The organism is Pseudomonas sp. FIP_A4 (assembly GCF_036701605.1).
In the GTDB taxonomy this organism is placed as follows: Bacteria; Pseudomonadota; Gammaproteobacteria; order Pseudomonadales; family Pseudomonadaceae; genus Stutzerimonas; species Stutzerimonas phenolilytica.
Genome location: NZ_JAYDXP010000105.1, coordinates 1 through 23,349, shown reverse-complemented (window position 1 = coordinate 23,349; position 23,349 = coordinate 1). Strand labels below are relative to the sequence as shown.

17 protein-coding genes and 2 pseudogenes are annotated in these 23,349 nt (G+C 64.4%); 2 read left to right on the top strand and 17 right to left on the bottom strand.

The window, feature by feature from the left end:
• Positions 1 to 163: 163 nt before the first annotated feature.
• The 3 genes from U8L64_RS02015 to U8L64_RS02005 form a co-directional block, all read right to left on the bottom strand.
• A complete protein-coding gene (locus U8L64_RS02015; protein ID WP_333393639.1) occupies positions 164 to 1,570 on the bottom strand; it encodes an efflux transporter outer membrane subunit in 1,407 nt (468 codons plus the stop codon).
• A gap of 5 nt (positions 1,571 to 1,575) precedes the next feature.
• Positions 1,576 to 4,707 carry an efflux RND transporter permease subunit gene (locus U8L64_RS02010; protein ID WP_333393581.1) on the bottom strand — a complete coding sequence of 1,044 codons (3,132 nt, stop codon included), beginning with the start codon at positions 4,705 to 4,707 and terminating at the stop codon, positions 1,576 to 1,578.
• A 111-nt stretch (positions 4,708 to 4,818) separates the two neighbouring features.
• Positions 4,819 to 5,964 carry a MexC family multidrug efflux RND transporter periplasmic adaptor subunit gene (locus U8L64_RS02005; protein WP_333393579.1) on the bottom strand — a complete coding sequence of 382 codons (1,146 nt, stop codon included), beginning with the start codon at positions 5,962 to 5,964 and terminating at the stop codon, positions 4,819 to 4,821.
• A 172-nt stretch (positions 5,965 to 6,136) separates the two neighbouring features.
• Between U8L64_RS02005 and U8L64_RS02000 the strand changes: the two genes are divergently transcribed.
• Positions 6,137 to 6,691 (top strand): TetR/AcrR family transcriptional regulator, encoded by a 555-nt coding sequence (locus U8L64_RS02000; protein WP_043298322.1) that lies wholly within the window; start codon positions 6,137 to 6,139, stop codon positions 6,689 to 6,691.
• Positions 6,692 to 6,805: 114 nt separating this feature from the next.
• On the opposite strand, the pseudogene U8L64_RS20280 reads toward U8L64_RS02000, so the two are convergent.
• The 14 genes and pseudogenes from U8L64_RS20280 to U8L64_RS01935 form a co-directional block, all read right to left on the bottom strand.
• A pseudogene (locus tag U8L64_RS20280) lies at positions 6,806 to 7,396 on the bottom strand (methyl-accepting chemotaxis protein); the annotation flags it as partial.
• A gap of 270 nt (positions 7,397 to 7,666) precedes the next feature.
• Positions 7,667 to 8,572 (bottom strand): annotated as a pseudogene (locus tag U8L64_RS20275) (cache domain-containing protein); the annotation flags it as partial.
• Positions 8,573 to 9,214: 642 nt separating this feature from the next.
• Positions 9,215 to 10,192, bottom strand: a complete 978-nt coding sequence (locus U8L64_RS01990) for an SDR family oxidoreductase (protein ID WP_234302431.1) — start codon at positions 10,190 to 10,192, stop codon at positions 9,215 to 9,217.
• A 90-nt stretch (positions 10,193 to 10,282) separates the two neighbouring features.
• A complete protein-coding gene (locus U8L64_RS01985; RefSeq protein WP_333393570.1) occupies positions 10,283 to 11,119 on the bottom strand; it encodes an isocitrate lyase/PEP mutase family protein in 837 nt (278 codons plus the stop codon).
• Between the two features lie 191 nt (positions 11,120 to 11,310).
• A complete protein-coding gene (locus U8L64_RS01980; RefSeq protein WP_333393568.1) occupies positions 11,311 to 12,579 on the bottom strand; it encodes a carbohydrate porin in 1,269 nt (422 codons plus the stop codon).
• Positions 12,580 to 12,744: 165 nt separating this feature from the next.
• A complete protein-coding gene (locus U8L64_RS01975) occupies positions 12,745 to 14,877 on the bottom strand; it encodes a PQQ-dependent dehydrogenase, methanol/ethanol family (RefSeq protein ID WP_333393566.1) in 2,133 nt (710 codons plus the stop codon).
• Between the two features lie 371 nt (positions 14,878 to 15,248).
• Complete coding sequence (locus tag U8L64_RS01970; RefSeq protein ID WP_333393564.1) at positions 15,249 to 16,016, bottom strand: lipoate--protein ligase family protein; 768 nt, start codon at positions 16,014 to 16,016, stop codon at positions 15,249 to 15,251.
• The gene (locus U8L64_RS01965) at positions 16,013 to 16,714 is read right to left on the bottom strand and encodes a 2-oxo acid dehydrogenase subunit E2 (protein WP_054093105.1); all 702 of its coding nucleotides are present in this window, start codon (positions 16,712 to 16,714) and stop codon (positions 16,013 to 16,015) included. The genes U8L64_RS01970 and U8L64_RS01965 overlap by 4 nt, the downstream gene beginning before the upstream one ends.
• A 2-nt stretch (positions 16,715 to 16,716) precedes the next feature.
• Entirely contained in the window at positions 16,717 to 16,950 is a 234-nt protein-coding gene (locus tag U8L64_RS01960; protein WP_023444395.1) for a lipoyl domain-containing protein, read from the bottom strand.
• Between the two features lie 5 nt (positions 16,951 to 16,955).
• Positions 16,956 to 17,978 carry an alpha-ketoacid dehydrogenase subunit beta gene (locus tag U8L64_RS01955; RefSeq protein ID WP_081973305.1) on the bottom strand — a complete coding sequence of 341 codons (1,023 nt, stop codon included), beginning with the start codon at positions 17,976 to 17,978 and terminating at the stop codon, positions 16,956 to 16,958.
• A gap of 13 nt (positions 17,979 to 17,991) precedes the next feature.
• Positions 17,992 to 19,062 (bottom strand): 2,3-butanediol dehydrogenase, encoded by a 1,071-nt coding sequence (locus tag U8L64_RS01950; protein WP_333393637.1) that lies wholly within the window; start codon positions 19,060 to 19,062, stop codon positions 17,992 to 17,994.
• Positions 19,063 to 19,111: 49 nt separating this feature from the next.
• Positions 19,112 to 20,101, bottom strand: a complete 990-nt coding sequence (locus U8L64_RS01945) for a thiamine pyrophosphate-dependent dehydrogenase E1 component subunit alpha (RefSeq protein WP_102828314.1) — start codon at positions 20,099 to 20,101, stop codon at positions 19,112 to 19,114.
• A gap of 23 nt (positions 20,102 to 20,124) precedes the next feature.
• Complete coding sequence (locus U8L64_RS01940; RefSeq protein WP_054093103.1) at positions 20,125 to 21,702, bottom strand: GMC family oxidoreductase; 1,578 nt, start codon at positions 21,700 to 21,702, stop codon at positions 20,125 to 20,127.
• A 48-nt stretch (positions 21,703 to 21,750) separates the two neighbouring features.
• The gene (locus U8L64_RS01935; RefSeq protein WP_043295717.1) at positions 21,751 to 22,254 is read right to left on the bottom strand and encodes a gluconate 2-dehydrogenase subunit 3 family protein; all 504 of its coding nucleotides are present in this window, start codon (positions 22,252 to 22,254) and stop codon (positions 21,751 to 21,753) included.
• A gap of 393 nt (positions 22,255 to 22,647) precedes the next feature.
• On the opposite strand from U8L64_RS01935, the gene U8L64_RS01930 reads away from it, so the two are divergent.
• A partial coding sequence (locus U8L64_RS01930; protein ID WP_333393546.1) for a sigma-54-dependent Fis family transcriptional regulator occupies positions 22,648 to 23,349 on the top strand: 702 nt, incomplete at its 3' end.

Genomic DNA, 23,349 nt, shown 5'->3' with positions numbered 1-23,349 from the left:
ACGCTCCCTATCGTCGATTCCCACCTATCAAGCGCTTGTATCGCGGCGTCAGGCATGACCTGAGTCAGCGTTTCGGCGGTTCGCTGAGTATTGACCACATAGTGCGTTTCATCCTGTTCGCCTCAGTGCGGGCGATGCTTTCCGCGAAGTGCTGAAGCAACCCTCACCGATTCGCGAACGGCGTGCCGTTGCTCCAGCCGCCGCCCAGGCTGCGGAACAGATCGACAAGGGCGATCTGTCGTCGTGTGCTGGTCTCGATGTAATCGGACTCATTGGTGAAGTGGCTACGCTGCGCATCGAGGTAGCGCAGGTGGCTATCCACGCCGCCCTCGTAGCGCGCCTTGGCGAGCTTCAGCGTCGCGCTGCTGGTGTTGGCCAGGTTCCGCCGTGCGGTTTCCTCGCGACGCAGGGTGTCGGTGGCGCTCAGTGCATCAGCCACTTCGCGGAAGGCGGTCTGGATGGTGCCTTCGTAAGCCGCGACGGCCGAGTCCTTGCGCACTTTGGCCAGATCCAGGTTGGCGCTGTTGCGCCCGGCATCGAAGATCGGCAGCGACAGCGTCGGTACGAAGCTCCAGGCGCGCGAACCGCCATCGAACAGCCCGGAGATTTCCGCGCTGGCCGTGCCGAAGCTGCCGGTCAGGCTGATGCGCGGAAAGAACGCCGCGCGGGCCGCGCCGATGTCGGCGTTGCGCGCCTTGAGCCGATGTTCGGCAGCGAGAATGTCCGGGCGGCGTTCGATCAGTTCGGACGGGGTGCCTGGCGCGATGTCCTGAATCAGCAGGGGCTTGTCCTGCGGTGCCTGCGGGACGTGCTGGGCTGCGTCCGCGGTGCCGAGCAGCAGCACCAGGGCGTTGAGCGCCTGCTGCTTCTGCCGCGCGTTGCTTTCCAGCTCGGCGCGGGCCTGCTCGACCAGCCCGAGCGCTTCCTGATAGTCCAGTGCGGTAGCCGCGCCGGCGGTGCGCCGCTGGCTGATCAGGCCCAGCGAGTTTTCGCGGCTGGCCAGGGTCTGCTCGGTGAGCAACAGGCGCCGCTGGGCGCCGTCGTAGGTGAGATACGCCTGGCTGACTTCGGCGATCAACGCGATGCGCGCGCTGCGGCCGGCTTCCTCGGTAGAGAGGTATTGCTCCAGCGCCGCGTCGGTCAGGTTCTTCACCCGGCCGAACAGGTCCAGCTCGTACTCGGGCAGCGACACGCCGACCTGATAGCTGCTGCTGACGCCCGAGCTGCCGCTGTTGGACAGGTCCGCCGGCAACCGCTGGCGATTGCCATTGGCGGAGCCATTCAGGCCGGGTACGCGGTCGGCCCGCTGGATGCGGTACTGGGCGCGCGCCTGCTCGATGTCCAGCAGGGTCTGGCGCAGCGAGCGATTGTTGTTCAGGGCAATGCTCACCAGCTGGCGCAAGTCAGGGTCGACGATGAAGCGCTGCCACTCCAGGCTGGCCGCCGCCGTACCCGTCTGGGAGGCGGCGCTCCAGCTCTGTGCCACCGGCGCTAGGGGGCGTTCGTAGGTGGGCGCCAGCGAGCAGCCGGACAGGGTGAGGGCCAGCAGCATGAGGGCAGGTTTGCGCAGGGCGGTCATTGCGCGGTCTCCGCGGGTTGATGCGCAGTTTTGGGCTGGCGACGCAGCAGCGACAGCAGCCAGACGAAGCAGACGGGCACGAAGATCACCCCCAGCAGGGTGGCGCTGAGCATGCCGCCGATGACTCCGGTGCCGATGGCGCGCTGGCTGGCCGCGCCGGCGCCGCTGGCGATCACCAGCGGTACCACGCCGAGAATGAACGCCATGGAAGTCATGATGATCGGGCGAAAGCGCAGGCGTGCGGCCTGGATGGCGGCGTCGCGCAGGCTGTGGCCCTGTTCCCAGAGCTCCTTGGCGAACTCGACGATGAGGATCGCATTCTTCGCCGCCAGGCCGATGATGGTGATCAGGCCGACCTTGAAGTACACGTCGTTGGGCAGTCCGGTGGCTGTCACCGCGAGCACCGCGCCGAGGGCGCCGATCGGCACGATGAGCATCACCGCCAGCGGGATTGCCCAGCTCTCGTAGAGCGCTACCAGCAGCAGGAACACCACCAGGATCGCCAGCGCGAACAGTTGGCTGGCCTGGCCGCTGGCCACCTTCTCCTGGTAGGAGAGGCCGGTCCATTCGTAGCCGATGCCGGTTGGCAGCTCGGCGGCCAGGCGCTGCATCTCGGCCATCGCTTCGCCGGTACTGACGCCGGGCGCGGCGTCGCCGGAAATGCGGATCGACGGGTAGCCGTTGTAGCGCGCCAGCTGCACCGGGCCTTCTTCCCAGCCGGTGCTGACGAAGGCGGACAGCGGCACCAGCTCGCCGGAACTGTTGGGTACGTAGAGCTTGAGCACGGCTTCGGGAGTCATCCGGTCGCCCTGTTCGGCCTGCACCACCACGCGTTGCTGGCGGCCGGCGTTGGCGAAGTCGTTGATCACCGAGGAGCCGAACGCGGTGGACAGCGCGCTGCTGATGGACTCGAAACTGACACCCAGCGTGCGCGCCTTTTCCCGGTCGATCTTGAGGCGCAGCTGCGGCGCCTCGGCGAGGCCTTCCATCATGGCGTAGAGAATCTTCGGGTTGCCGTTGGCCTGGCCGAGCAGCTGGTCGCGGGCCGCCAGCAACGCCTCGCGGCCGAGACCGGCGCGATCCTGCAGGCGCAGCGAGAAGCCGCCAGAGTTGCCCAGGCCGTCGATTGGTGGCGGCGTCACGGCCATGATCGCGCCATCGCTGATGCCGGCGAAGCGCTCATTCACTGCGGCTGTTTCCGCTTCGGCGGATTGCGATTGATCGCGCACCGACCAGTCTTTCAAGGTCGGAAAGGCCAGCGCGGCGTTCTCGCCCATGCCGGAAAAACTGAAGCCCATCACCAGGAAGGACGACGCCACCGCCTCGCGCGATTGCAGGAATTGCTCCAGCTGTTGGCCGGTGACATCGGTGCGCGCGCGGGTGGCGCCCGGCGGCAGCTGGATGTCGACGATCATGTAGCCCTGGTCCTCCACCGGCACGAAGGATTCCGGCAGGCGCAGGTAGCTGTAGCCGAGCAGCGCGACGATGCCGGCATAGATCAGCATGTAGCGTCCGGCGCGCCGCGCCAGCGCACCATTCAGCCGGGTATAGCGCTCGGTCAGGCGAGCGAAGCCCCGGTTGAAGGCACCGAAGAAGCCGCGTTTTTCGTGGTGTCCCTCGGGGATCGGCTTGAGCAGCGTGGCGCACAGGGCCGGGGTGAAGGTCAGGGCGAGAAAGCCCGAGAACAGGATCGACACCGCCAGCGACAGCGAGAACTGCTGGTAGATCACCCCGACGGAGCCGGCCATGAAAGCCAGCGGCAGGAACACCGCCGAGAGCACCAGCGTGATACCGATGATCGCGCCGGATACCTGGCCCATCGCCTTGACCGTGGCGGCAGGCGGGGAGAGGCCTTCCTCGGCCATGATCCGCTCGACGTTCTCCACCACCACGATGGCGTCGTCCACCAGGATGCCGATGGCCAGCACCATGCCGAACATGGTCATCATGTTCACCGAGAAGCCCAGCAGGTACATCATCGTCAGCGTGCCTAGCAGGCACACCGGCACCACGATCGCCGGGATCAGCGTGTAGCGCACGTTCTGCAGGAACAGGAACATCACCAGGAATACCAGCACCATGGCTTCGATCAGCGTGTGGATGACCTTCTCGATGGCCACGCCGACGAAGCGCGAAGTGTCGTAGGGCACCGAGTACTCGACGTCGTCGGGGAAGTTGGCTGACAGCTCGTCCAGCCGCTGTTTCACCAGCGCGGCGGTCTGCAGGGCGTTGGCGCCGGGCGAGAGCTGGATGGCGCCGGCCACGGTGGGCTTGCCATCCAGACGTGCGGTGAAGTTGTAGCTTTCGCTGCCCACCTCCAGGCGCGCGACGTCGGCCAGCTTCACGGCAGAACCGTCCGGATTGGCGCGCAGGACGATGCGGCCGAACTCGTCCGGGTCATCCAGGGTGCCTTTCACGGCGAGGGTGGCGGTCAGCTCCTGCTCGCTGCTGCCGGGAGAGGCGCCGAAGCTGCCGGCCGGCACCTGCACGTTCTGCCCGCGGATGGCGTTGCTCACGTCATCGATGGACAGGCCGTAGCCGACCAGCTTCTGCGGATCGATCCACACGCGCATGGCGGCTTCGGAGGAGAAGAACTGCAGCTTGCCGACGCCGGACACTCGGCGCAGCTCGTTGTTGATGTTGCGCGCCGCGTAGTCACCAAGGGCGGTGGTGTCGCTGCGCTGTGCGCCTTCCTTGTAGCTGAGCGCGTAGATCAGCAGGAAGCCGGCGCTGGTCTGCTCGACTTCCAGTCCCTGCGTGAGCACGGCCTGCGGCATGCGCGCCTCGGCCTTCTTCAGGCGGTTCTGCACGTCGACCTGGGCCAGTTCCGGGTTGGTGCCGGGCTGGAAGGTGACCACCACCTCGGCCATGCCGTTGGAGTTGCTGGTGGACTCAAAGTAGAGCAGGCCCTTGGCGCCGTTGAGCTCCTCCTCGATCACGCTGGTGACCGAATCGACCAACACCTGCGCCGAGGCGCCGGGGAAGGTGGCGGTGACGGTGATCTGCGGCGGCGCCACGCTGGGGTACTGGGAGACCGGCAGCAGGGGAATCGCCAGCAGACCGGCCAGGGTAATGAACAGCGCCACCACCCACGCGAAGTTGGGACGCTTGATGAAGAACGGTGACATGTGAAATTCCTCGCGGAGGCTTCGCTTACGATCTGCTGCGCGGCGGCGGCGCGGTGGGGCGTTCTCTCACCTGCATCCGCCTTGGTCTGGTTCGCAAGATCGTCGATGGGCTTACTGGCGCGATGCCTGCTGTGACTCCTGGGCGGTACGGGGCTCGACCTTGGCGCCGGGCTGCAGGCCGGTGAGGCCACCGACGATGACCTGCTCGCCACCGGACAGGCCCTGGCTGATCTGCCAGCGCGAGCCATGCATGGCGCCGGTCTGCACCTGGCGCGTCTCGACGCGGCTGTCGGCGCCGATCACCAGCACGTGGGCACTGCCATTGGTGGTGCGCTGCACCGCGCGTTGCGGCACGAGAATGGCGTTGGCGTCGGTACCCTGGGGGGCTGTAACGCGCACGTACATGCCCGGCAGCAGCAAGCCGTCGGCATTGTCGAACTTGCCACGCAGCGAGACTTGACCAGTGCCGCGGTCCACCGAGATGTCGGAGAACAGCAGCTCGCCCTCGCGTTCGTAAGGCGTGCCTTCGATGCGCAGGCGCAGGACCTGGCTCTGGCCGGCGGCGAGGTTGCCGCTCTGCAGGGCTTCACGCAGGCGCAGGGCGTCTGCCACCGGCTGGGTGAAGTCGGCGTAGATCGGGTCCAGCTGCTGGATGCGCGCCATCAGCGTGGCGTCGCCCTGGCCGACCAGCGCGCCCTCGGTCACCAGCGCACGGCCGATACGCCCGGAGATCGGCGCCTTGACCGAGGCATAGCCCAGGTTCAGCCGCGCGGTTTCCACGTCCGCCTGGGCCGAGCGCACCGAGGCCTGGGCGCTGCGCAGGTCGGCGGTGGCGCTATCGAAGTCCTGCTGGCTCACTGCTTCGATCTTTACCAGCGGTTCGTAGCGCCTCACCCGTGCCTGGGCCTCCTGCTGCGCCGCCTGCGCGCGCGCCAGTTCGCCTTCGGCGCGCGACACCGCGGCCTTGAGCGGCGCGGGGTCGATCTGGAAGAGCAGGTCGCCGGCCTTCACGTCGGCGCCTTCCTCGAAGCGCTTCTGCACCACGATGCCGGCCACCCGCGCGCGCACCTCGGCGACGCGCATCGGCTCGATGCGTCCCGGCAATTCCGACGTGAGCGTGAGCGGCTCGGTCGCTACCGTCACCATATCCACCGGACGGGCCGTCTCGGCGGCCGGCTCCGGCGCTTCGGATTGTTCGCAGCCCACCAGTACCGCTACCAGCGCACCGGCTATTCCCAATGCACGCAACCTGCCCATGTTTTCACCCGGGTCCGTTTGATCGAAAAGGCGCGCATGATCCTTGGTCGATCTATTTGAGTCAATAAAGTCTCAAGTGAATCATTTTAGGTGTAAAACGTATCGCGTCCTTCACAAAGCGCCGTTCGCTTCTTCACAATGAGGCGTGACCGCGACCTGACTGAGACCACGAATGACGCTATCTGCTCATGATGAACGACTCCTCAAAGCGCTGGCCGTGGCCATCGTCGATCGCCCGCGCGCGACGCTGAAGGAGCTGGCGGAAGCAGCCGGCGTGAGCAAGGCGACGCTGCATCGTTTTTGCGGCACGCGTGACAATCTGGTGGAGATGCTCATGAGCTACGGCGAGCGCGTGCTCAACCAGGTGATCAGCGATTGCGAGCTGCAAACCACCGAGCCGCTGATCGCGCTGCGCAGGCTCATCCACGAGCACCTGACGCATCGCGAGATTCTGGTCTTCCTGATGTTCCAGTATCGCCCGGACAGCCTTGACCCGGCTGTCGACGGCCGCTGGCAGCCCTACAGCGATGCGCTGGACGCCTTCTTTCTCCGCGGGCAGCAGGCCGGGGTGCTGCGTATCGACATCACTGCGGCGGTCTTCACCGAACTCTTTCTCGCACTGATCTACGGCATGGTCGATGCCGAGCGCCGCGGGCGTGCGGCCAGGTCCAGTTCCGCGGGCATGCTGGAGCGAATGTTCCTCGATGGCGCAGCCATAACCCGCTGAGCTGATCTGCACTGCCGGCGCAGGAGGCCAAGCGCCTATTCGCCCTCCTTGCGGCGGGCGCCACTTGGAATCGGGCAGGTTGGGCATGGCGGTAGCGCCATGCCCGGAGGGCACTCAGCGCACCTTGAACCGGTTGACGACAGCCGTGAGGCGCCCGTTGGTGTTCAGCAGCGATTCGGCGCTGCGGTCGACGCTCACGCCACTTTCCACCAGCTCATCGACGACGTGCCGCACGGCCACCATGTTGCGGTTGATCTCCTCGGCCACCGCGCTTTGTTCCTCGGCGGCCGTGGCGATCTGCGTGCTCAGGTCGTTGATGTGCACCACCGAGCCGGCCATCTCGTCCAGCCCGACGGTGACCTGGGCGGTCTTGTCCGCCGTGGCCTGGCAGCTGACCTTGGTCTGTTCCATGGCCTGCACGGCGGAACCGACTGCCTCCTGCAGACGCTGCAGCGTCTCGTTGATTTCCGAGGTGCTCTGCTGCGTACGCGCGGCGAGGGCGCGGACTTCATCGGCGACCACGGCGAAGCCGCGGCCTTGCTCGCCGGCACGCGCGGCTTCGATGGCTGCGTTCAGTGCCAGCAGGTTGGTCTGTCCGGCGATGTCACCGATGACGCCCAGCACGTCGTTGATGCGCTGCGCGTCGGCCTCCATCGCCTGCACCTTCGCCGTCGCGCTTTCAACTTCGCTGACCAGCGACCGAACGCTGCTGGAGGCATCGTCGACGACCCGCTTCGACGAGAGCGCGTTGTGATTGGCGGTCTGGGTGAAGGTGGCGGTATCGCTGGCGCTCTGCGCAACGGATTCGGCCGTCGAACTCATTTCGTTGATGGCGGTGACGGCCTGGTCCGTTTCCAGCGCATGCCGCGCCAGGGCCTCGTTGGTCGTGCGGGACAGTTGCTTGAGCTGGCCGATCTCGCTGTGGATCTGCGTGGTGGCGTCGCTCACATCGATCATCATCTTCTGCAGATAGCCGATGAAACCGTTGACCGAGCGTCCCACCTGATCGACTTCGTCATCGCCCTTGATGGCGATTCGCTTGGTCAGATCGGCGTCGCCGGCCGACAGCGCATCGATGTTCGAGCGCAGCACGCCGAGGCGCTTCATGAGCTGGTTGAGCGCGACGATCATCAGCGCCAGCAGCACGACGACCATGGGAATCTGCAGTGACGCCAGTGTCTTGAGCATGGCATCGCTGCGCGCTTCGAGCTGCGCGGTGGGCAACGCCGCCGCCAGCAGCCAAGGCGTGCCTTCGATCGGTGTCAGGAAGAAGCTGAATGCTTCACCGTCCTTGGCGCTGTAGGTCGTATGCTTCTGCTGCGGGCGGCCTGCGAGCGCCTGCTGGAGGGTGGCGATGAACGGCGACTGGCCGGCCAGCTCCGCGACGTTGCGCAGCACCATGTCGCCCGGCAGCTGCGGCTGGTTGCTGAGGATCTTGCCGTCGGCCTCGACGACCATCACCTCGCCGCCGATCTCATCCTGCTTCTCGGCGACCAGTCGATTGAAGAAGCCGAGCGTCAGGTCGATCGTCGAAACGCCCCAGGCGGTGCCGTTCTGGTAGATGGTCATCGCGCAGTTGGTGCGTGGCTCGGCGCTGGCGTCGTCCTTGTAGGCCGCGGCCCAGACGCATTTCCCTCGCGGAGCCTGCATGCCGCCACGGTGCCAGGGCTGCTCGAAGTAGTTCAGCGATTCGGCCGAATTCCAGTGCGTATTGACGATCAGTTTTCCCGCCGGATCGCGGTGATAGAAGGTGCTGTGTTTATCCTGTCCGGCGGTTCGCGCGCCCGGCATGGGCCAGATGCCGCCACCAAACACCTTCACGTCACCGTACTGATCGATCAGGCCAGGCAGGATACGGTCGATCTCATCGCTTTCCAGCATCGGCACGGTCTGGGTGATGCTGCGTGCCTGGGCTTCGACGCGCGCCAGCTCCATCGCGATGTGCTCACCGATTTCGGTGACCTGCGACATCACGATGGTTTCGCCCGCAGCCATGAGTTGTGGCGCGACAAAGCGCTGGATACCGAGCATCGTCAGCAGCATGACAAGCAGCACGAAGCCGATGAAGGTGATGGTGTAACGCGCCTTTATCGTGTTGAAAGCAAACATCTAATCCTCAGCATCAAGACAGCCGGCCCAGCGGATGGGCATGGCGATAGCGGTCTATCGGCGCGCAGGTGCGTTGCATGAGCTTCGGCTGACCAGCGGTCGGCGGTCCGGCGGCCCGGCTGGCGCGAAACAGGCCGAGCGGGCGCATGCGACTACCGCCGCCGTACGGTTGGTTCAGCTGATCGAACTCGACCCGAACGATTGCCGGGATTAATCCACAGATGCTGTGGATAACGGCGTTGATATCTCCAGAACAACTTGCGCGACGCCTTGCTGGCCGGGTGCTGGCTGCGAATTGAGTGTTTTCTGTTCGGTAATGTCTTTGAAATCAGTGCGATGCGCCGCCGGCGACGCTCATGGATGAGCTGATCCGTGCCCCGGTGTTTCAATGAAGGAAGCACCGGGCCGTGTGTGCTACGGAATCAACAAGGCCACCAGCGCTGTGGCGACGATCAACACGGCGATGACATGGCTTGAACTCAGGCCCCACGCGCGCTGGCGCGAATTGCGATCGAACCGGCCGCGCGCGTCGTGCAGCCCGTTGACCGGCTCGAACAGGTTGCCCGCCTGTTGCGCCAACTCCGTGTCGCCGCTCATCTGGCCGGACCAGGCACCGCGCGCCAGCAGTCGATCGAGCAGGCCCGGAAAGAACAGCGTGCCGATGATCGCCTTGATGGTCGGTGCTCCGAGCCATAGCTCGCGCGGTGGGGCATTCACCACGTTGAAGATGGCTCGCGCCGCGACGTAGGGATCGTGGATCGGTGGGACCGGTTGGACGCGCTTGCCGAGCTTGTTGCGCGCCCAGTCGAACTGGGGTGTGTTCATCGCCGGCAGCTGGACCATGCACAGCCTGATCTTGCTGGCGTGATGAATGAGTTCGCACCTCAGCGAGTCGGTAAAGCCACGCACCGCGAACTTCGCGCCGCAATAGGCCGATTGCAGCGGGATGGCCCGATAGGCCAGCGCCGAGCCGACCTGGATGATCAGGCCGCGGTTGCGCGGACGCATCAGTTCAAGCGCCGCCAGCGTGCCGTGCACGGTGCCCAGGTAGGTCACTTCGGTGACACGCCGTATCTCTTCCGGCAGCAATTGGTCGACCGGGGCGAATACCGTCACCATCGCCGAGTTGATCCAGACGTCCACCGGGCCGAGTTCGGCTTCGAATCGCTGCGCAGCGGTGTTCAGTTGTTCCGCGTCGGCCACGTCCGCACTGATCGCCAGCGTCGCGACCTCGTACGGCTGTAACTCTTCCAGCGTCAGCGCCAGCCCCTCGTCGCTGCGTGCCACCAGGCCGATGGAATAACCGGCAGCGGCGAAAACATGCGCAGTGGCGCGCCCGACGCCGGCGCTGGCACCGCAGATCACGACGACCGGACGGTCAGGGTTGTTCATTCGTTTCGCCTTGCAAAGGTTCGAGCAGTAGAGGCACGCGCAGGCACAGGGTTCCCTTCACCTGTGGCCAAATGCCCGCTATCCGGTGTTTCAAGGCCGGTCCGGCTTGCCGAACAGCGCATCGAGTTCCGCACCGGAGGCCGCATTGGCGAAGCCGTCGAAACGTCCCTGCTCGGCGATGGTGCGCGCCGCGCGCAGAAATCCGCCCCATGCCGCTCGTGCCAGCGCGCCACCGACACTGATACGCCGGACGCCGAGATCGGCGAGGTCCTGCACGGTCAGCTCGCTGTCCCAGCCGATCAGCACATTGACCGGCTTCGGCGCGACCGCGGCGACGACGGCGGCGATCTGCTCACGTGTGCGGATACCCGGTGCGTAGAGGCAGTCAGCGCCGGCAGCGGCATAGGCCTGCAGGCGCGAAATGGCGTCGTCGAGATCGGCACGACCGACGAAGAAGTTCTCCGCACGGCCGTTCAGCAAGGTATCGCCGCCGTGTGCGTCGATCGCCGCGCGGGCGGCAGCGATGCGCTCGACCGACTCGCAAATGTCGCGCAGCGGTGCCTGCGCGTCGCCGGTCGAGTCTTCGATGGAAATGCCCGCCACGCCGGTTTCGATCGCCAACCGCACGCTTTCGGCCACGCCTTCGGGGGTATCGGCGTAGCCGCTCTCGAAATCGGCGTTCACCGGCAGGTCGGTGGCCTGGGCCATGTAGCGCATATGCGCCAGCACCGCGTCGCGCGGCATCTGGCCGTCCGCACGGGCGCACGACCACGCGTAGCCCGAACTGGTCGTCGCCAGCGCCTTGAAGCCGAGTCCGGCGAGGACGCTGGCGCTGCCGGCATCCCACGGGTTGGGCAAAACGAAACAACCGGACTGGTGCAACGTGCGAAAGGCGGCGCGCTTTTGCGAAACACAGGAAGGGCTCATCGACGTTCTCCTTGGCGCCGCCGTCTTTCGCCTTCTGGGTTCGCCTGCAGCGCAACCAGGCTGCGCTGCAGGCGAGGGCAAGAACGAAGAGGCGAGCGACGTGGCATCGATTCAGACCAGCAAGCCTAGTCTCAACTCGCCAATTCGAGCACGGCGGGTGCTTCGCAAAGGGCGCCTGTCGTCGCAACAGCTCAGAAGCTGATGACGGTCTTCAAGCCGAACACGACGCTGTCCCGCTCATCCGCGTAGCCGCCGGGCTGGTGGAAGTACTGAATGTTCGGGCTCAGCGAAACGGCAGGCGTCAGCGCGACGCGGTAGTAGAGTTCGGCCGGATACTCCCTGTCTGGCACCGGCTCGCCTTGTTCGCGCAGACGGCGACGCGAGTCGTCGTTGATTTCCAGGCGCCCGAGGGCAAGGCCGACTTCGTCATCCGGGCGGCTGGCAAACGGTGCGGAGAGGATGCCGCCGACCTGCCAGACCCGCTCGATGTAGGTCACGTCCGGGTCGGACTGAATCAAGTGGGCGAACAGCTTGAAGCGTCGCGCGGACACCGCCGTGCTCTGCCAGAGCTGCTGTTCGGCCATCAGGTAGCCGCCGGTGGCCTGGTCGTGTTCGGCGGCAGGCGCACCGGAAAGCGCCATCGGCCGGCCCGCAGCGTCACGGTAGACGTCCTCGAAGTCGCCGGTATTGCGCCACAGGCCCAGCCGATAGGCGCCGGGCTGGCCAGAGAAGGTCGGCGTCCAGCCCAGTTCGGCAACCGCGTGGTAGCCAGTGGTGCCCGACGGGCTGCCGAAGTTCAGGCCCTGCTCGCGCTCGGTGAAACGCGGATTGACCTGATACAGGGCGGTCTGCAGCGACCATTCTTGATTGAACTGATAACGCGCAGTGGCGCCCCACTGGCTGATCGGCCAGGTGTACCAGTTGGGCGTGATGTAGCCGGGCACCGTGCCGCAGAAACCGAGGTTCTGGAACGGGCAGGCGAAGGGGAATATCTCGCCGCTCATGGGCAAACGCCCGAGTTTGATCAGCAGACGGTCATCGAGCAGCGCCTGCTGGTAATAGAACTGCACCAGCCGTGTGGTGCTGCCGTAGCCATAAATTTCCTGCGGTTGCAGCAGCACGCCGAGGTCAGCCTCGGCGTTGAGGTTTTCGCCGTTGCGGTTGACCACCGTGAAGCGGAATCCGGCGCCGGACCAGCCCAGCAGTTTGTCGAGGTCCAGCGCGGCATCGAACATCAGCTGATCGGAGTAGGTCCCGGTGTGGTCATCGCCGCCCTGGGTGTTCCAGGCCAGCTCGTTGACGTAGGTGATCTGCAGGTCGACGCCGGCCTCATGCAGGCGGGTGCGGCTGCCGTTCCAGTCGCCGAACAGGAACTGATCGGGTGAATACTCGGCCGCTTGGGCAGAAGTGAACAGGCAGGCGGCGAGAAGGCCGCTGCCGAAGCGCAGGCTGGTTGTCATTGTTTTGATCCTTTGGGATGTAACGGTGCGGCGTGCAGCGAATATCGTTAGTTGCAAGGCCTATGTAATGAACGATATTCGCGTGCACTTCTGCCCATTGGTAACGCCTGACTACATCGCTAGTAGGCGTTACCGGTTTGTTCAGTTGGCGTTTGAATTGCTGGCCTAATGTCCGCCGCCAGACTTCACTCCATCGTGCGCTTGCCTGCGAACGAAATGGCGAATGCTTTCAAGCTCTGCGTCTGTCAAATCCGGGAACTTAGGCATCCCGTTGGCAAGTAACGCACCGCCGCGCACAACACTCTCAAATGCCTTTTCATTGCCTGTGAGCAATATCGGCGACTCCCGCAGGTCGGGTGCTTTCATACCCGCAACAGCTCCGGCGCCATGACAACCAACGCAGAGGTTTTCCGCAAAAACACCCGCGCCAGCCTCTGCTTTCTTGGCATCGATCTCAAACTTCGCATCGATAATTGGCTTGGCAAGCTGCGGTGCCGGCTGTTTGGGAACAACCGCCTTTCCGTCCAGCGAGAAGGTCATGATGCGGCGCTCATGCGCACCATATTTCCAGCCATGGCTTTCAAAGCCCAGTTCACCGGAACCGCCGAAGTTAGAGGCCAATGCACCACCAGGACCGACCAGCAGGGAAACCATCTGCTTGCCATCCAGCTTGTAAGTAATCGGTGGCGCAGAGATACCGAGGCCTACGTCATAAGACCAAAGTTCGTCACCGGTGCGGGCATCGTAAGCCTTGAACATGCCGTCAGGCTGGCCCTGGAATACCAGATTGCCGGCGGTGGTCAGGGTTCCGCCACCCCATGGGCTTTTCTGGTTGACTTGCCAGACGCGCTCGTTCTTGACCGGGTCCCAGGCCTGCAAGGAACCGCGAGTTTCATGCGGGTCTTTGGTCAGTTCCCAACCGGTCAGCCCCAGGTAGAGCTTGTGGCTTGCCATCTTGTGGTCAGACTTCGTGTTCTTGCCATTGTCCTTGAAGGTGTTGCCCAAGTGGTTGGTGGGGATGAAGGCGAGATTCAACTCGGGGTTGTAAGACATCGCATGCCATGAGTGCGCACCGAATGCCGAGGGGTAAATATTCTTCTCGCCATCAGGATATCTCGCGCCTTCAGCAACAATATGGCGCTGTTCTTTCAGGTCATATTTGGTTGACCAGTTGGCGTCTGCGAATTTCTCTGCGGACAGTACCTTGCCGTTTGAGCGGTCGATCGTATAGAAGAAGCCGTTCTTCGGTGCATGCAGTACCGCATCAACATCCTTGCCATCGATTTTCAAATCGGCCAGCACGATGTCCATGTTCGAGTTGTAGTCCCAGGTGTCACCCGGTGCAGTCTGGACGTGCCATTTGTATTCGCCCGTATCCGCATCGACCGCCACGACCGAACACAGGAACAGGTTGTCGCCACCCTCCGGGCTACGCACCTTGATATTCCATGGCCCACCGTTACCTGTACCGAAGATGAGCTGGTTGTATTTGGCGTCGTAGGTCCAGCCGTGCCAGGCATTGCCGCCGCCGCCGTTTTCCCACCACCGGCCAGTCCAGGTTTTGGCCGCCATTTCCTGAGCGGCATCCTCGAATCCATCGGCAGGGTTGCCAGGGACGATATAGAAACGCCAGACCTGCTTACCCGTTTCGGCATCATAAGCGGTCACATACCCACGCATCGGACCAAGTTCCGTTCCGCCATTGCCGACGAATACTTTCCCATCGAAGGCCTTGGGATGACCGGTGATATTCAACGGCTGGTCGTGATCGAAGGTACGGGTCTGCCAGACTTCCTTGCCGTCTTTTCGGTTGATTGCAATCAGGCGGCCATCCCAGGTGGCAATGAATAACTTGTCGCCGTAGGTTGAAAGGCCGCGATTATGCTTCCAGAAGACCTTCTTCATGTTGTTGTTGAGGATCTCTTTGGAAACTTGCGGATCATATTCCCAAAGCATCTTGCCCGAGCGAGCGTCGAATGCACGGGTTCTGTTCATTTCACCCACGTAATACATGACGCCATCGACCACCAAGGGCGTCCCGACCATATCGGAACGGTCCGGCAGCGGTGCGTACCATTCAGGCTTGAGCTGGCTGACGTTATCTACATTGATGTCTTTGAGAGGGCTGAACCTCTGCTCGGAGTGCGTTCGCCCATAAGCCAGCCAATCAGCAGTATTTGATTCATCAGATAATTCCTTGTCGGTAATGACTCTGTCTGATGCATGCAGCGGCGTGATCGCAAAAAGCGAGGCAGCCATGATTAGGTGCACCCTTAGGTTTGACTGTTTGGATTTCATTTTTATTATTCCTTGTTTAGGATTTCAGGCGTGCGTGGGTACAACGAGCATTTATGGATAAAGGCTCTTGTGGTGTTTCTTTTGTTATTAAGTCGGCATCGGTATTGCGCCCCGTGATAGCGCGTAATGGCATGCGCATATCACGGCTTTTCAAATTATTTATTTAAACTTTTATATGGCCTGCTTCGCCGTTGTGACCCTCTGCGGTGATGAGCCACGGAAAAATGTCACCGCTTCGCCTGGACTGGGCAGGGCGAAGTGTTGGATACCCGCGCTGGCCGGGCAGGCTGCCTTTGGGCGGGGAGGGGGTGGGGTAGCTCATGGTGTTTCCTCCGATGTATGGCCGGATCGGTTGACGGCCGTGTTGTTGTTCAAAGCAAGGGGGAGGGTGGACCGGCGACCGTGCTTGCGACCGGGCACGGCAAGGGGCGGGCGCCGAGCTCCAGACCCTGCCAGGCCAGCACACGTTGATAGCGGTCGGACAGTGACTCGGCTTCGCTCCAGGCGCCTGGCAGCCGCTCACCGAGCGCCAGATGGCTGTCGGCCTGGCAGCGCAGGTCGCTGGCGCAGGCGTGATAGAAGCGGTTGACGACTTCGGCCATCGGCTCGCGCCAGTCGTCCATCAGCAGGGCCGCGTGCGCGAGCACTGCCGGGCGACCGTCGTGGCTGCGCCGCCAGCGCTGCGCGGTGCCGGCCAGCTTGCGGCCCTCCAGCGTCAGGTTGTAGCGGCCGTCGCAGAAGGCACCCGGCACCGCGCCGACTCCGGCCCGCAGGCCATGTTCGGCTAGCCACAGCGCCAGGGGATCGAGGAGACGCTCGTAGGCGACGACGATGCGCCTGTCGATCTCGTCGCTGGCCGGCAGGGCGCAGGCCAGGGCGACATTGAGCACGGCCGGTGATTGCGGCACCGGTTCGCCACCGGTATCGCGCAGCAGGATCGGCCAGCCCTGCGCTGCGCAGCGTTGGCTGGCCAGAGCGAAGCCGGGGCGGCGTTCGAAGCTGCCGGGCATCACCAGCGCCTGGCCGGTCGGACGCCAGAGCAGCAGCTGGCAGTCGAACAGGCCATCGCAGACGCGTTGCAGCAAGGCCCGCTCGGCATTCAGGCCGGCGCCCACGCTGAACCGGGCGATGCCGTTCATGCCGCGTGCTCCTCGATGCGCCGGCAGAGATCATCGAGAAACTCCGCCGCGGGTGAGCCGTTGACGGCGCGATGGTCGAAGGTCAGCGACAGGCCCATCCACTCGACTTCCATCAGCTCGCCGCTCGGCCCGAGTTCCAGCCGCCGCTGAATGCCACCGACACCCAGAATCGCTACCTGCGGCGGATTGAGGATCGGCGTGAAGTGATGCACCCGCGACAGCCCCAGGTTGGATACGGTGAAGGTGGCGCCGGTCAGCTCCTTGACCGACAGCTTGCCGGCCTGGGCCTTGTCCACCAGCGCTTTGCGCGCCAGGCACAGGTCTTCGCCGTCCAGCTGTTCGGCATTGAACAGCGCCGGGGCGACCAGCAGGTCGCCCGGCAGCGGGATGGCGAGGCCCAGATGCACCGCCGCGTGCTGGTGGATCACCTCGTCCTCCAGCGTGGCATTGAGGCCGGGATGGGCCTTGAGCGTCTCGATCACCTTGAGCAGCAACAGGTCCTGCACGGACACCGCGCTGCCCTTGGCCTTCAGCTCGGCGCGGCGGGTTTTCAGCGCATCCAGCCGGCATTCGCTGTGGTGAGTGAGCTGCGCGGTGGTCTGCAGGCTTTCGTGCATCTTCGCCGCGATCATCTTGCGCATGCCCTTGAGCGGCACCCGTTCGGGCGCGCGCTCGGGCAGGATTTCCAGTCGAGTCATGGCTATTCCACCTGGCCGATGACCGCGCCCTTGGCGATCACCGCGTCTTCTTCCTCGATGATCTTCAGCACGCCGGCAGCCGGCGCCTCGATCTCGAACTGGGCCTTTTCCGACATGACCTCGGCGACCAGGTCACCGGCGGCCACTTCGGCGCCGTCGCTGACCAGCCAGGAGGTGATCACCGCTTCGGCGTCGCCTTCCCAGAGGTCGTCTGCAATCACGATGGGGGTACTCATAAACGTCATTCCTTATGCATGGCGTGATAGGCGGCCACGATCTTGTCCGCGTTGGGCAGGGCCCATTGCTCCATGACCGGGGTGAAGGGGATGGGGATGTCGGGGAAGGCCACCCGTTGCGGGCGTGCCTTGAGCATGCCGATGTCGTGCTCGACGACGCTGGCGATGATTTCGCCGCTGACGCCGAAGCTGTGGTAGTCCTCGTCGATCACGATCAGTCGGCCGGTCTTGCGTACCGAGGCGATGACGTGCTCGCGGTCCAGCGGCACCAGGCTGCGCAGGTCGATGACCTCGGCGCTGACGCCATCCTTTTCCAGCAGCGCGGCGGCGCGCAGGGCGTGATGCACGCCGGCGCCGAGGCTGACCAGGCTGACGTCGCGGCCCTCGCGCACGGTTTTGGCCTTGCCGATCTCGACGATGTAGGGCTCCTCCGGCACCGGCACAGTGGCGCCTTTCTCGGTGCCCAGCCAGCCCATGCCCTGCAGCGCCTTGTGGAAGAGGTAGACGACCGGGTTGTCATCGCGAATCGCCGCGGTCATCAGGCCCTTGGCGTCGTAGGCATTGCTCGGCACCACCACCTTCATGCCCGGCAGGTGGGCGAAGGTGCCGTAGAGGCACTGCGAATGCTGGGCGGCGTCCGAGTAGCCGGCGCCGGTGGAGGCCATCAGCACCATCGGCACCGGCACCTTGCCGCCGGAGAAGTAGGTGTTCTTGGCCATCAGGTTGTAGATGGCGTCCATGCAGACGCCGAAGAAGTCGACGAACATCAGCTCGACGATCGGCCGCATGCCGTCCGAAGCGGCGCCCACCGCGGCACCGATGAAGGCCGTTTCGGAGATCGGCGTGTCGCGGATGCGCGTCTTGCCGAACTCTTCATAGAGGCCACGGGTGTTGCCGAACACACCGCCGAGCTGGCCGATGTCCTCGCCCATCACGAACACCTTCGGGTCCAGGCGCATCTCCTGCGCCACGGCTTCGGCCATGGCGCGGGCGACGGTGAGCTTTCTCTCTTTTACTGCTGTGGTCATGGTGGTCTCCTGCTCAGCCGGCCAGCGCACTGGGGCTGACGATGATCTTGACGTTGCGGTCCTTGTGGTTGGCCAGTTCCTCGAAGCCCTGCTCGAGGATGTTGTCCAGGCCGATGCGGCCGGTGATCAGCGGGGTGACGTCCATGCGGCCGTCGGCGATCAGGGCGATGACGTCGGCGAACTCCCCTGCATAGGCGAGCGAACCGATCACCTGTTTCTCGGTGGCGACGATCTCGAAGAAGTTGAATTCCGAGGGCTCCTCGAAGATGCCCACCATCACGCAGCGACCGGCCTTGCGGATCACGTCGAGGGCGAGCTTGGCGGTGGCCTTGTGGCCGATGCACTCGAAGGAGGTGTCGGCGCCGTAGCCGCCGGTGAGCGCCTTGATCTCGGCGATGGCGTCGCACTCGCTGGGGTCGATGACCCGCGTGGCGCCGACTTCCAGCGCCTTGGCCTTGCGCGCAGCGGACATTTCCAGGGCGATCACCTGGCCGGCGCCGGCGGCCTTGGCGCACATGATGGTGCAGAGGCCGATGGTGCCGGCGCCGACCACCACAACCGTTTCGCCGAGCAGGCTGCCGGCCTTCTTCACCGCGTGCATGCCGACCGCCAACGGTTCGATCAGCGCCCCGGCCTCCAGCGGAAAGCCTTTGGGCAGGCGGTAGAGCAGTTCGGCGGGTACGTTGACGAATTCGGCGAAGGCGCCGTTGTTCATCAGACCCGTGAAGGCCAGCTGCTCGCAAAGGTTGTACTGGCCGGTCTTGCAGAAGCGGCACTGACCGCAATGCTGGCAGGCGTCGGCGGCGACCTTGTCGCCCGGTGCGTAACCCTCGACGCCGTCACCGGTGGCGACGATCTCACCGCAGAACTCGTGGCCGAGGATGCACTGGCCCTTGATGCCGGTGAGCGGGTGGGGCGCGTCCACCGGGATGAACACCGGGCCGGCGAGGTATTCGTGCAGGTCGGAACCGCAGATGCCGCACCAGTGCACGCGAATCTGCACCCAGCCCGGTTGCGGCGCGCCAGGCAGCGGCACCTGCTCCAGGCGGATGTCCTTGCGACCGTGCCAGACGGCGGCGGTCATGGTGGCTTGGCTGTTCATGGGGTGTTCCTCGTGTTGTTGTCGGGCGGGCTCACACGAACACTTGCTCGAGCGCTTCTTCCGGCCGCGGGTACGGGCTTTCGCGGGCGAACTGCACGGCTTCATCGATGCGCCCGCGGGCACGCGCCGCGATGTCCTCGGCCTGCGTCTCGCTCATCACGCCTTCGTCGATCAGGCGCTGGCGGTAGCCGGGAATCGGGTCCTTTTTCATCAGGCCGTCCTTCTCGCCCTCGGGGCGGTAGGTTTCGCCGTCGCCCATGAAGTGGCCGGCCAGGCGGTAGGTCTCGATCTCGATCAGGGTCGGGCCGCCACCGGCACGGGCGCGCTCGATGGCTTCGCCGGCCGCGCGGAACACGCCGTCCGGGTCGTTGTTCTCGACGAACACCCCCGGCATGCCGTAGGCCGCGGCGCGCACGTGGTGCTGCTTGATGCAGGTGGCGCTGGCCTTGGCCACCGAGATGCCCCAGGCGTTGTCCTCGATGACGAACACCACCGGCAGCTTCCACAGCGCGGCGAGGTTCAGCGTTTCGTGGAAGGCGCCCTGGTTGGCCGCGCCCTCGCCGATGAAGGACACCGCCACCCCGGGCTTGCCCTGCATCTGCCGCGACAATGCGGCGCCGACGGCCGGGCCCATGCCCTCGGCGATGATTCCCGAGCAGGAGAAATTCACCCGGCCATCGAACAGGTGCATATGCCCGCCGCGCCCGCCGGAAAGCCCGGTGGCCTTGCCGAAGATTTCGGCCATCATCTCGTTGAGGTCGACGCCCTTGGCCACGGCGATGTGGTGCGGGCGGTGGGTGGCGGTGACGATGTCCTCGGCGTTCAGGTGGGCACAGACGCCCACCGCACAGGGCTCCTGGCCATTGGAAAGGTGCATCTCGCCGGGAATCGGCCCCTTGGCCATGTTGAACACCGGCGTCTTGCCTTCCATGTAGATGCGCTCGATGGATTCCTCCATGTAGCGGCTGGTCAGCATCTGTTCGTACATCCACAGGCGCTGCGAGTTGTTGGGCTGGGTCATGGTCGACTCCCTTGTGTTGGTGGTCAGATCGCGCGTTCGTTGAGCAGCCGGCCGATCTGCTCGGCCTGGCGCAGGGCCAACGCGACGATGGTGAGGGTGGGGTTCTGGCCGCCGCTGGTGGTGAACTGGCTGCCGTCGGAAACGAACAGGTTGGGGATGTCGTGGCTCTGGCCCCACTTGTTCACCACGCCGTCACGGGCCTTGGCGCTCATGCGGTTGGTGCCCATGTTGTGGCTGGCCGGGTAGGGCGGCAGCTCGATCACGTCGGTGGCGCCGGCGGCCTCGTAACACTTGGCGGTGGCGGCGACGCCGTGCTTGCGCATGGCGGCATCCATGGGGTGATCGCTCTTGGTCACCACCGGGATCGGCAGGCCGTACTGGTCCTTTTCGGTGGCGTGCAGGGTGATGCGGTTGCTTTCCAGCGGCAGGTCCTCGCCGCACAGCCAGACGCCAGACATGTGGTTGTACTTTTCCATCCGCGAGGCGAACTGGCGGCCCCAGCCCTTGGGCGTCGGGTCGAGGAAAGCGGAGAGGAAGGGCAGGCCGAGGGCGAGGATTTCCAGGCGGTAACCGCCGACGAAGCCGCGTGAGGGGTCGTTGTAGGACTCGTCGGAGATCACCCCGGCGCAGGTGGTGCCGCGGTGCATGTTCACCGGCTTGGGCATCACGGCGAAGATGCCGGCGGTGGTGTGGGTCATGTAGTTTCTGCCGACCTGGCCGGAGGAATTGGCCAGCCCGTCGGGGAACATCGAGGAAGCGGAGTTGAGCAACAGCCGTGGTGACTCGATGGAGTTGCCGGCCACGCAGACCACCCGGGCCTTCTGCCGCTGGATGGTGCCCTGGGCGTCGGCGTAGACCACGCCGTTCACCTTGCCCTTGGCGTCGTGCTCGATGCGCAGCACCATCGACTGCGGCCGTACCTCGCAGTAGCCGCTGGCTTCGGCGCGCGGGATGTCGGTGTAAAGCGTCGACCACTTTGCGCCCATCTTGCAGCCCTGCATGCAGAAGCCGATCTGCTGGCAGGCGGCGCGGTCGTCGTAGGGCTCGGTGTTGATCGCCATCGGCCCGGAGAGAATCTCCTTGTAGCCGACCCGCTTGGCGCCGGTGGCCAGCACCTTGAAGGAGTTGTGCCAGGGGTGATAGGCCATGCCGGTGCTCGGCCCGGTCACGCCCATGTGCTTCTCGGCCTTCTCGTACCAGGGCGCCATTTCTTCGAGCGTCACCGGCCAGTCGAGCAGGTTGGCGCCGGCGATATCGCCGTTGATGCTCTGCATCTTGAATTCGAAATCACGAAAGCGCAGGGCGATGCCGGCCCAGTGCACGGTGCTGCCGCCGACGCCCTTGACGATCCAGGCCGGCAGGTTGGGGTTGTTCTCGGCCAGGTGCCAGTCGCCGGCGGCGATGCGCTTGTCGAGCCAGGAGATCTTCTTGAACATCGCCCACTCGTCGTTCTCGATGTCCTCCAGCGTGTGCCGCTTGCCTGCCTCGAGCACTACGCTGCGAATCTTCTGTTTGGCCAGCGCGTTGGCCAGCGTGCCGCCGCCAGCGCCGGAGCCAATGATCACCACGACGCCATCGTCGTCCTGGGCAAACGTTGCCATGGGGTATTCCTCGTCTTGTTCTTGTTGTTGTGCTGTTTGGGCGGGCGTTCAGAGCCAGTTCAGATCGTCGAAGCCGCGGTTGACGTAGCCGCCGTATTCCCACGACGAGCCCTGGTAGCCGAACAGCGGGAACAGCGCCTTGTTGTCGTACAGGCCGAACATCAGGCTGCTGCGCACGGCCTTGAAGAACGGCGAGCGCTCGACCTCGGTCAGCAGGGCGACGCGCTGCGCTTCGTCGAGCGCCTCGAACGGGCGGTCATGGGCCTCGATGGCGCGCCGATTCAGGTCGGCCAGGCCGTCGGCGACCAGCTTCGGCTGCTCTTTGGCGAGTTCGGCCAGCGGGCGGGCGTAATGCGCATCGCCGATGGCGTCATGCGGGAACACGTCGCGGCCCACGCGCAGCAGGCCGGGCGGTAGTTCCGGCAGCGCTTCGTCGGCCAGCAGGCGCACGGGAATCAGCTGCGCCAGACTGAAGGCGAGGGCGGTCTGACCGGAGAGGGAAAGAAAGCGCCGTCGACTGATGGCGGTTTCATGGCAGTTGGGTTTTTGCATGGCTCAGCTCCTGACTTATTGCCGGAGCCTGAAAGAAAGTGCAGGCACGCGGCGCTCTTGTTATGCGGGGGCTTGTTCCGCAAATACTTCCGGAGCAGATGGCGTGCCAACTTTCTTAATTACGCTTTTAGTTCTTCAAGACATTGAAAATAAAGAACTAAATTTCTAGGTGCGGCGGCTTTCCAGTTGTGCTGTAAAGCTCATCGGCTTTACACCTGTAACGTCGTTGTAAAGTGCTTTACAACGTACGAACAATTTATCTGGGCCTTCATGTTCCAAAGTTGAACTTCCCTGCCGGAACATTTCATTTATTCTTGGCGCAGTCGCAGAACTGAAATGAAAACAACAAGAATCATCCGCCCCGAGCACCGCGCCTCGGGACGAGGAGGACGCATGACGCCGCTTGCAACCCCTGCTAGCCATATCGAGGCGGTGCTGTCACTGGCCAACGCATCGCAACTGCTCGGTGATCGCGATCCGATCATCGCCCGCTCCTGGCGGCGTTGCGTGCATGACTACGGATTGGACCCGGCGCGCCCGGCCGAGGCGCGTTTCGTGCCGCGCCAGGTGTTGCGCGAACACCAGGACCACGCCGATGAGCTGATCAACGTCGCCCGCGCTGGCGTCGAGCAGCTTTACCGGCATGTTGCTGAACTCGGCTACATCATCCTGCTCACCGACAGCCGTGGCATCGCCGTGCAGTTTCTCGGCGACCCAGCCGACGAGAAGGCGCACCGCAAGACCGGCCTCTACCTCGGCTCCGACTGGGGTGAGGACCACGCCGGCACCTGTGCGGTCGGCACCTGCATCAAGGAGCAGCAAGCGCTGACCTGCCACCAGCACGACCATTTCAGTGCCTGGCACACCAACCTCACCTGCACCGCGGTGCCGATGTTCAACCCGCAGGGCCAGCTGCTGGCCGTGCTCGATATCTCGGCGCTGTATTCCCCGCCCTCGAAAGACTCGCAGACTTTTGCCCTGCAACTGGTCAAGCAGTACGCGCGGATGATCGAAGACGCCTACTTCCTGCGCCTGTACCGCGACCGGCCGATCCTCTGCTTCGATGCCTCGCGCGAGTTCGTGCTGATCAACCGC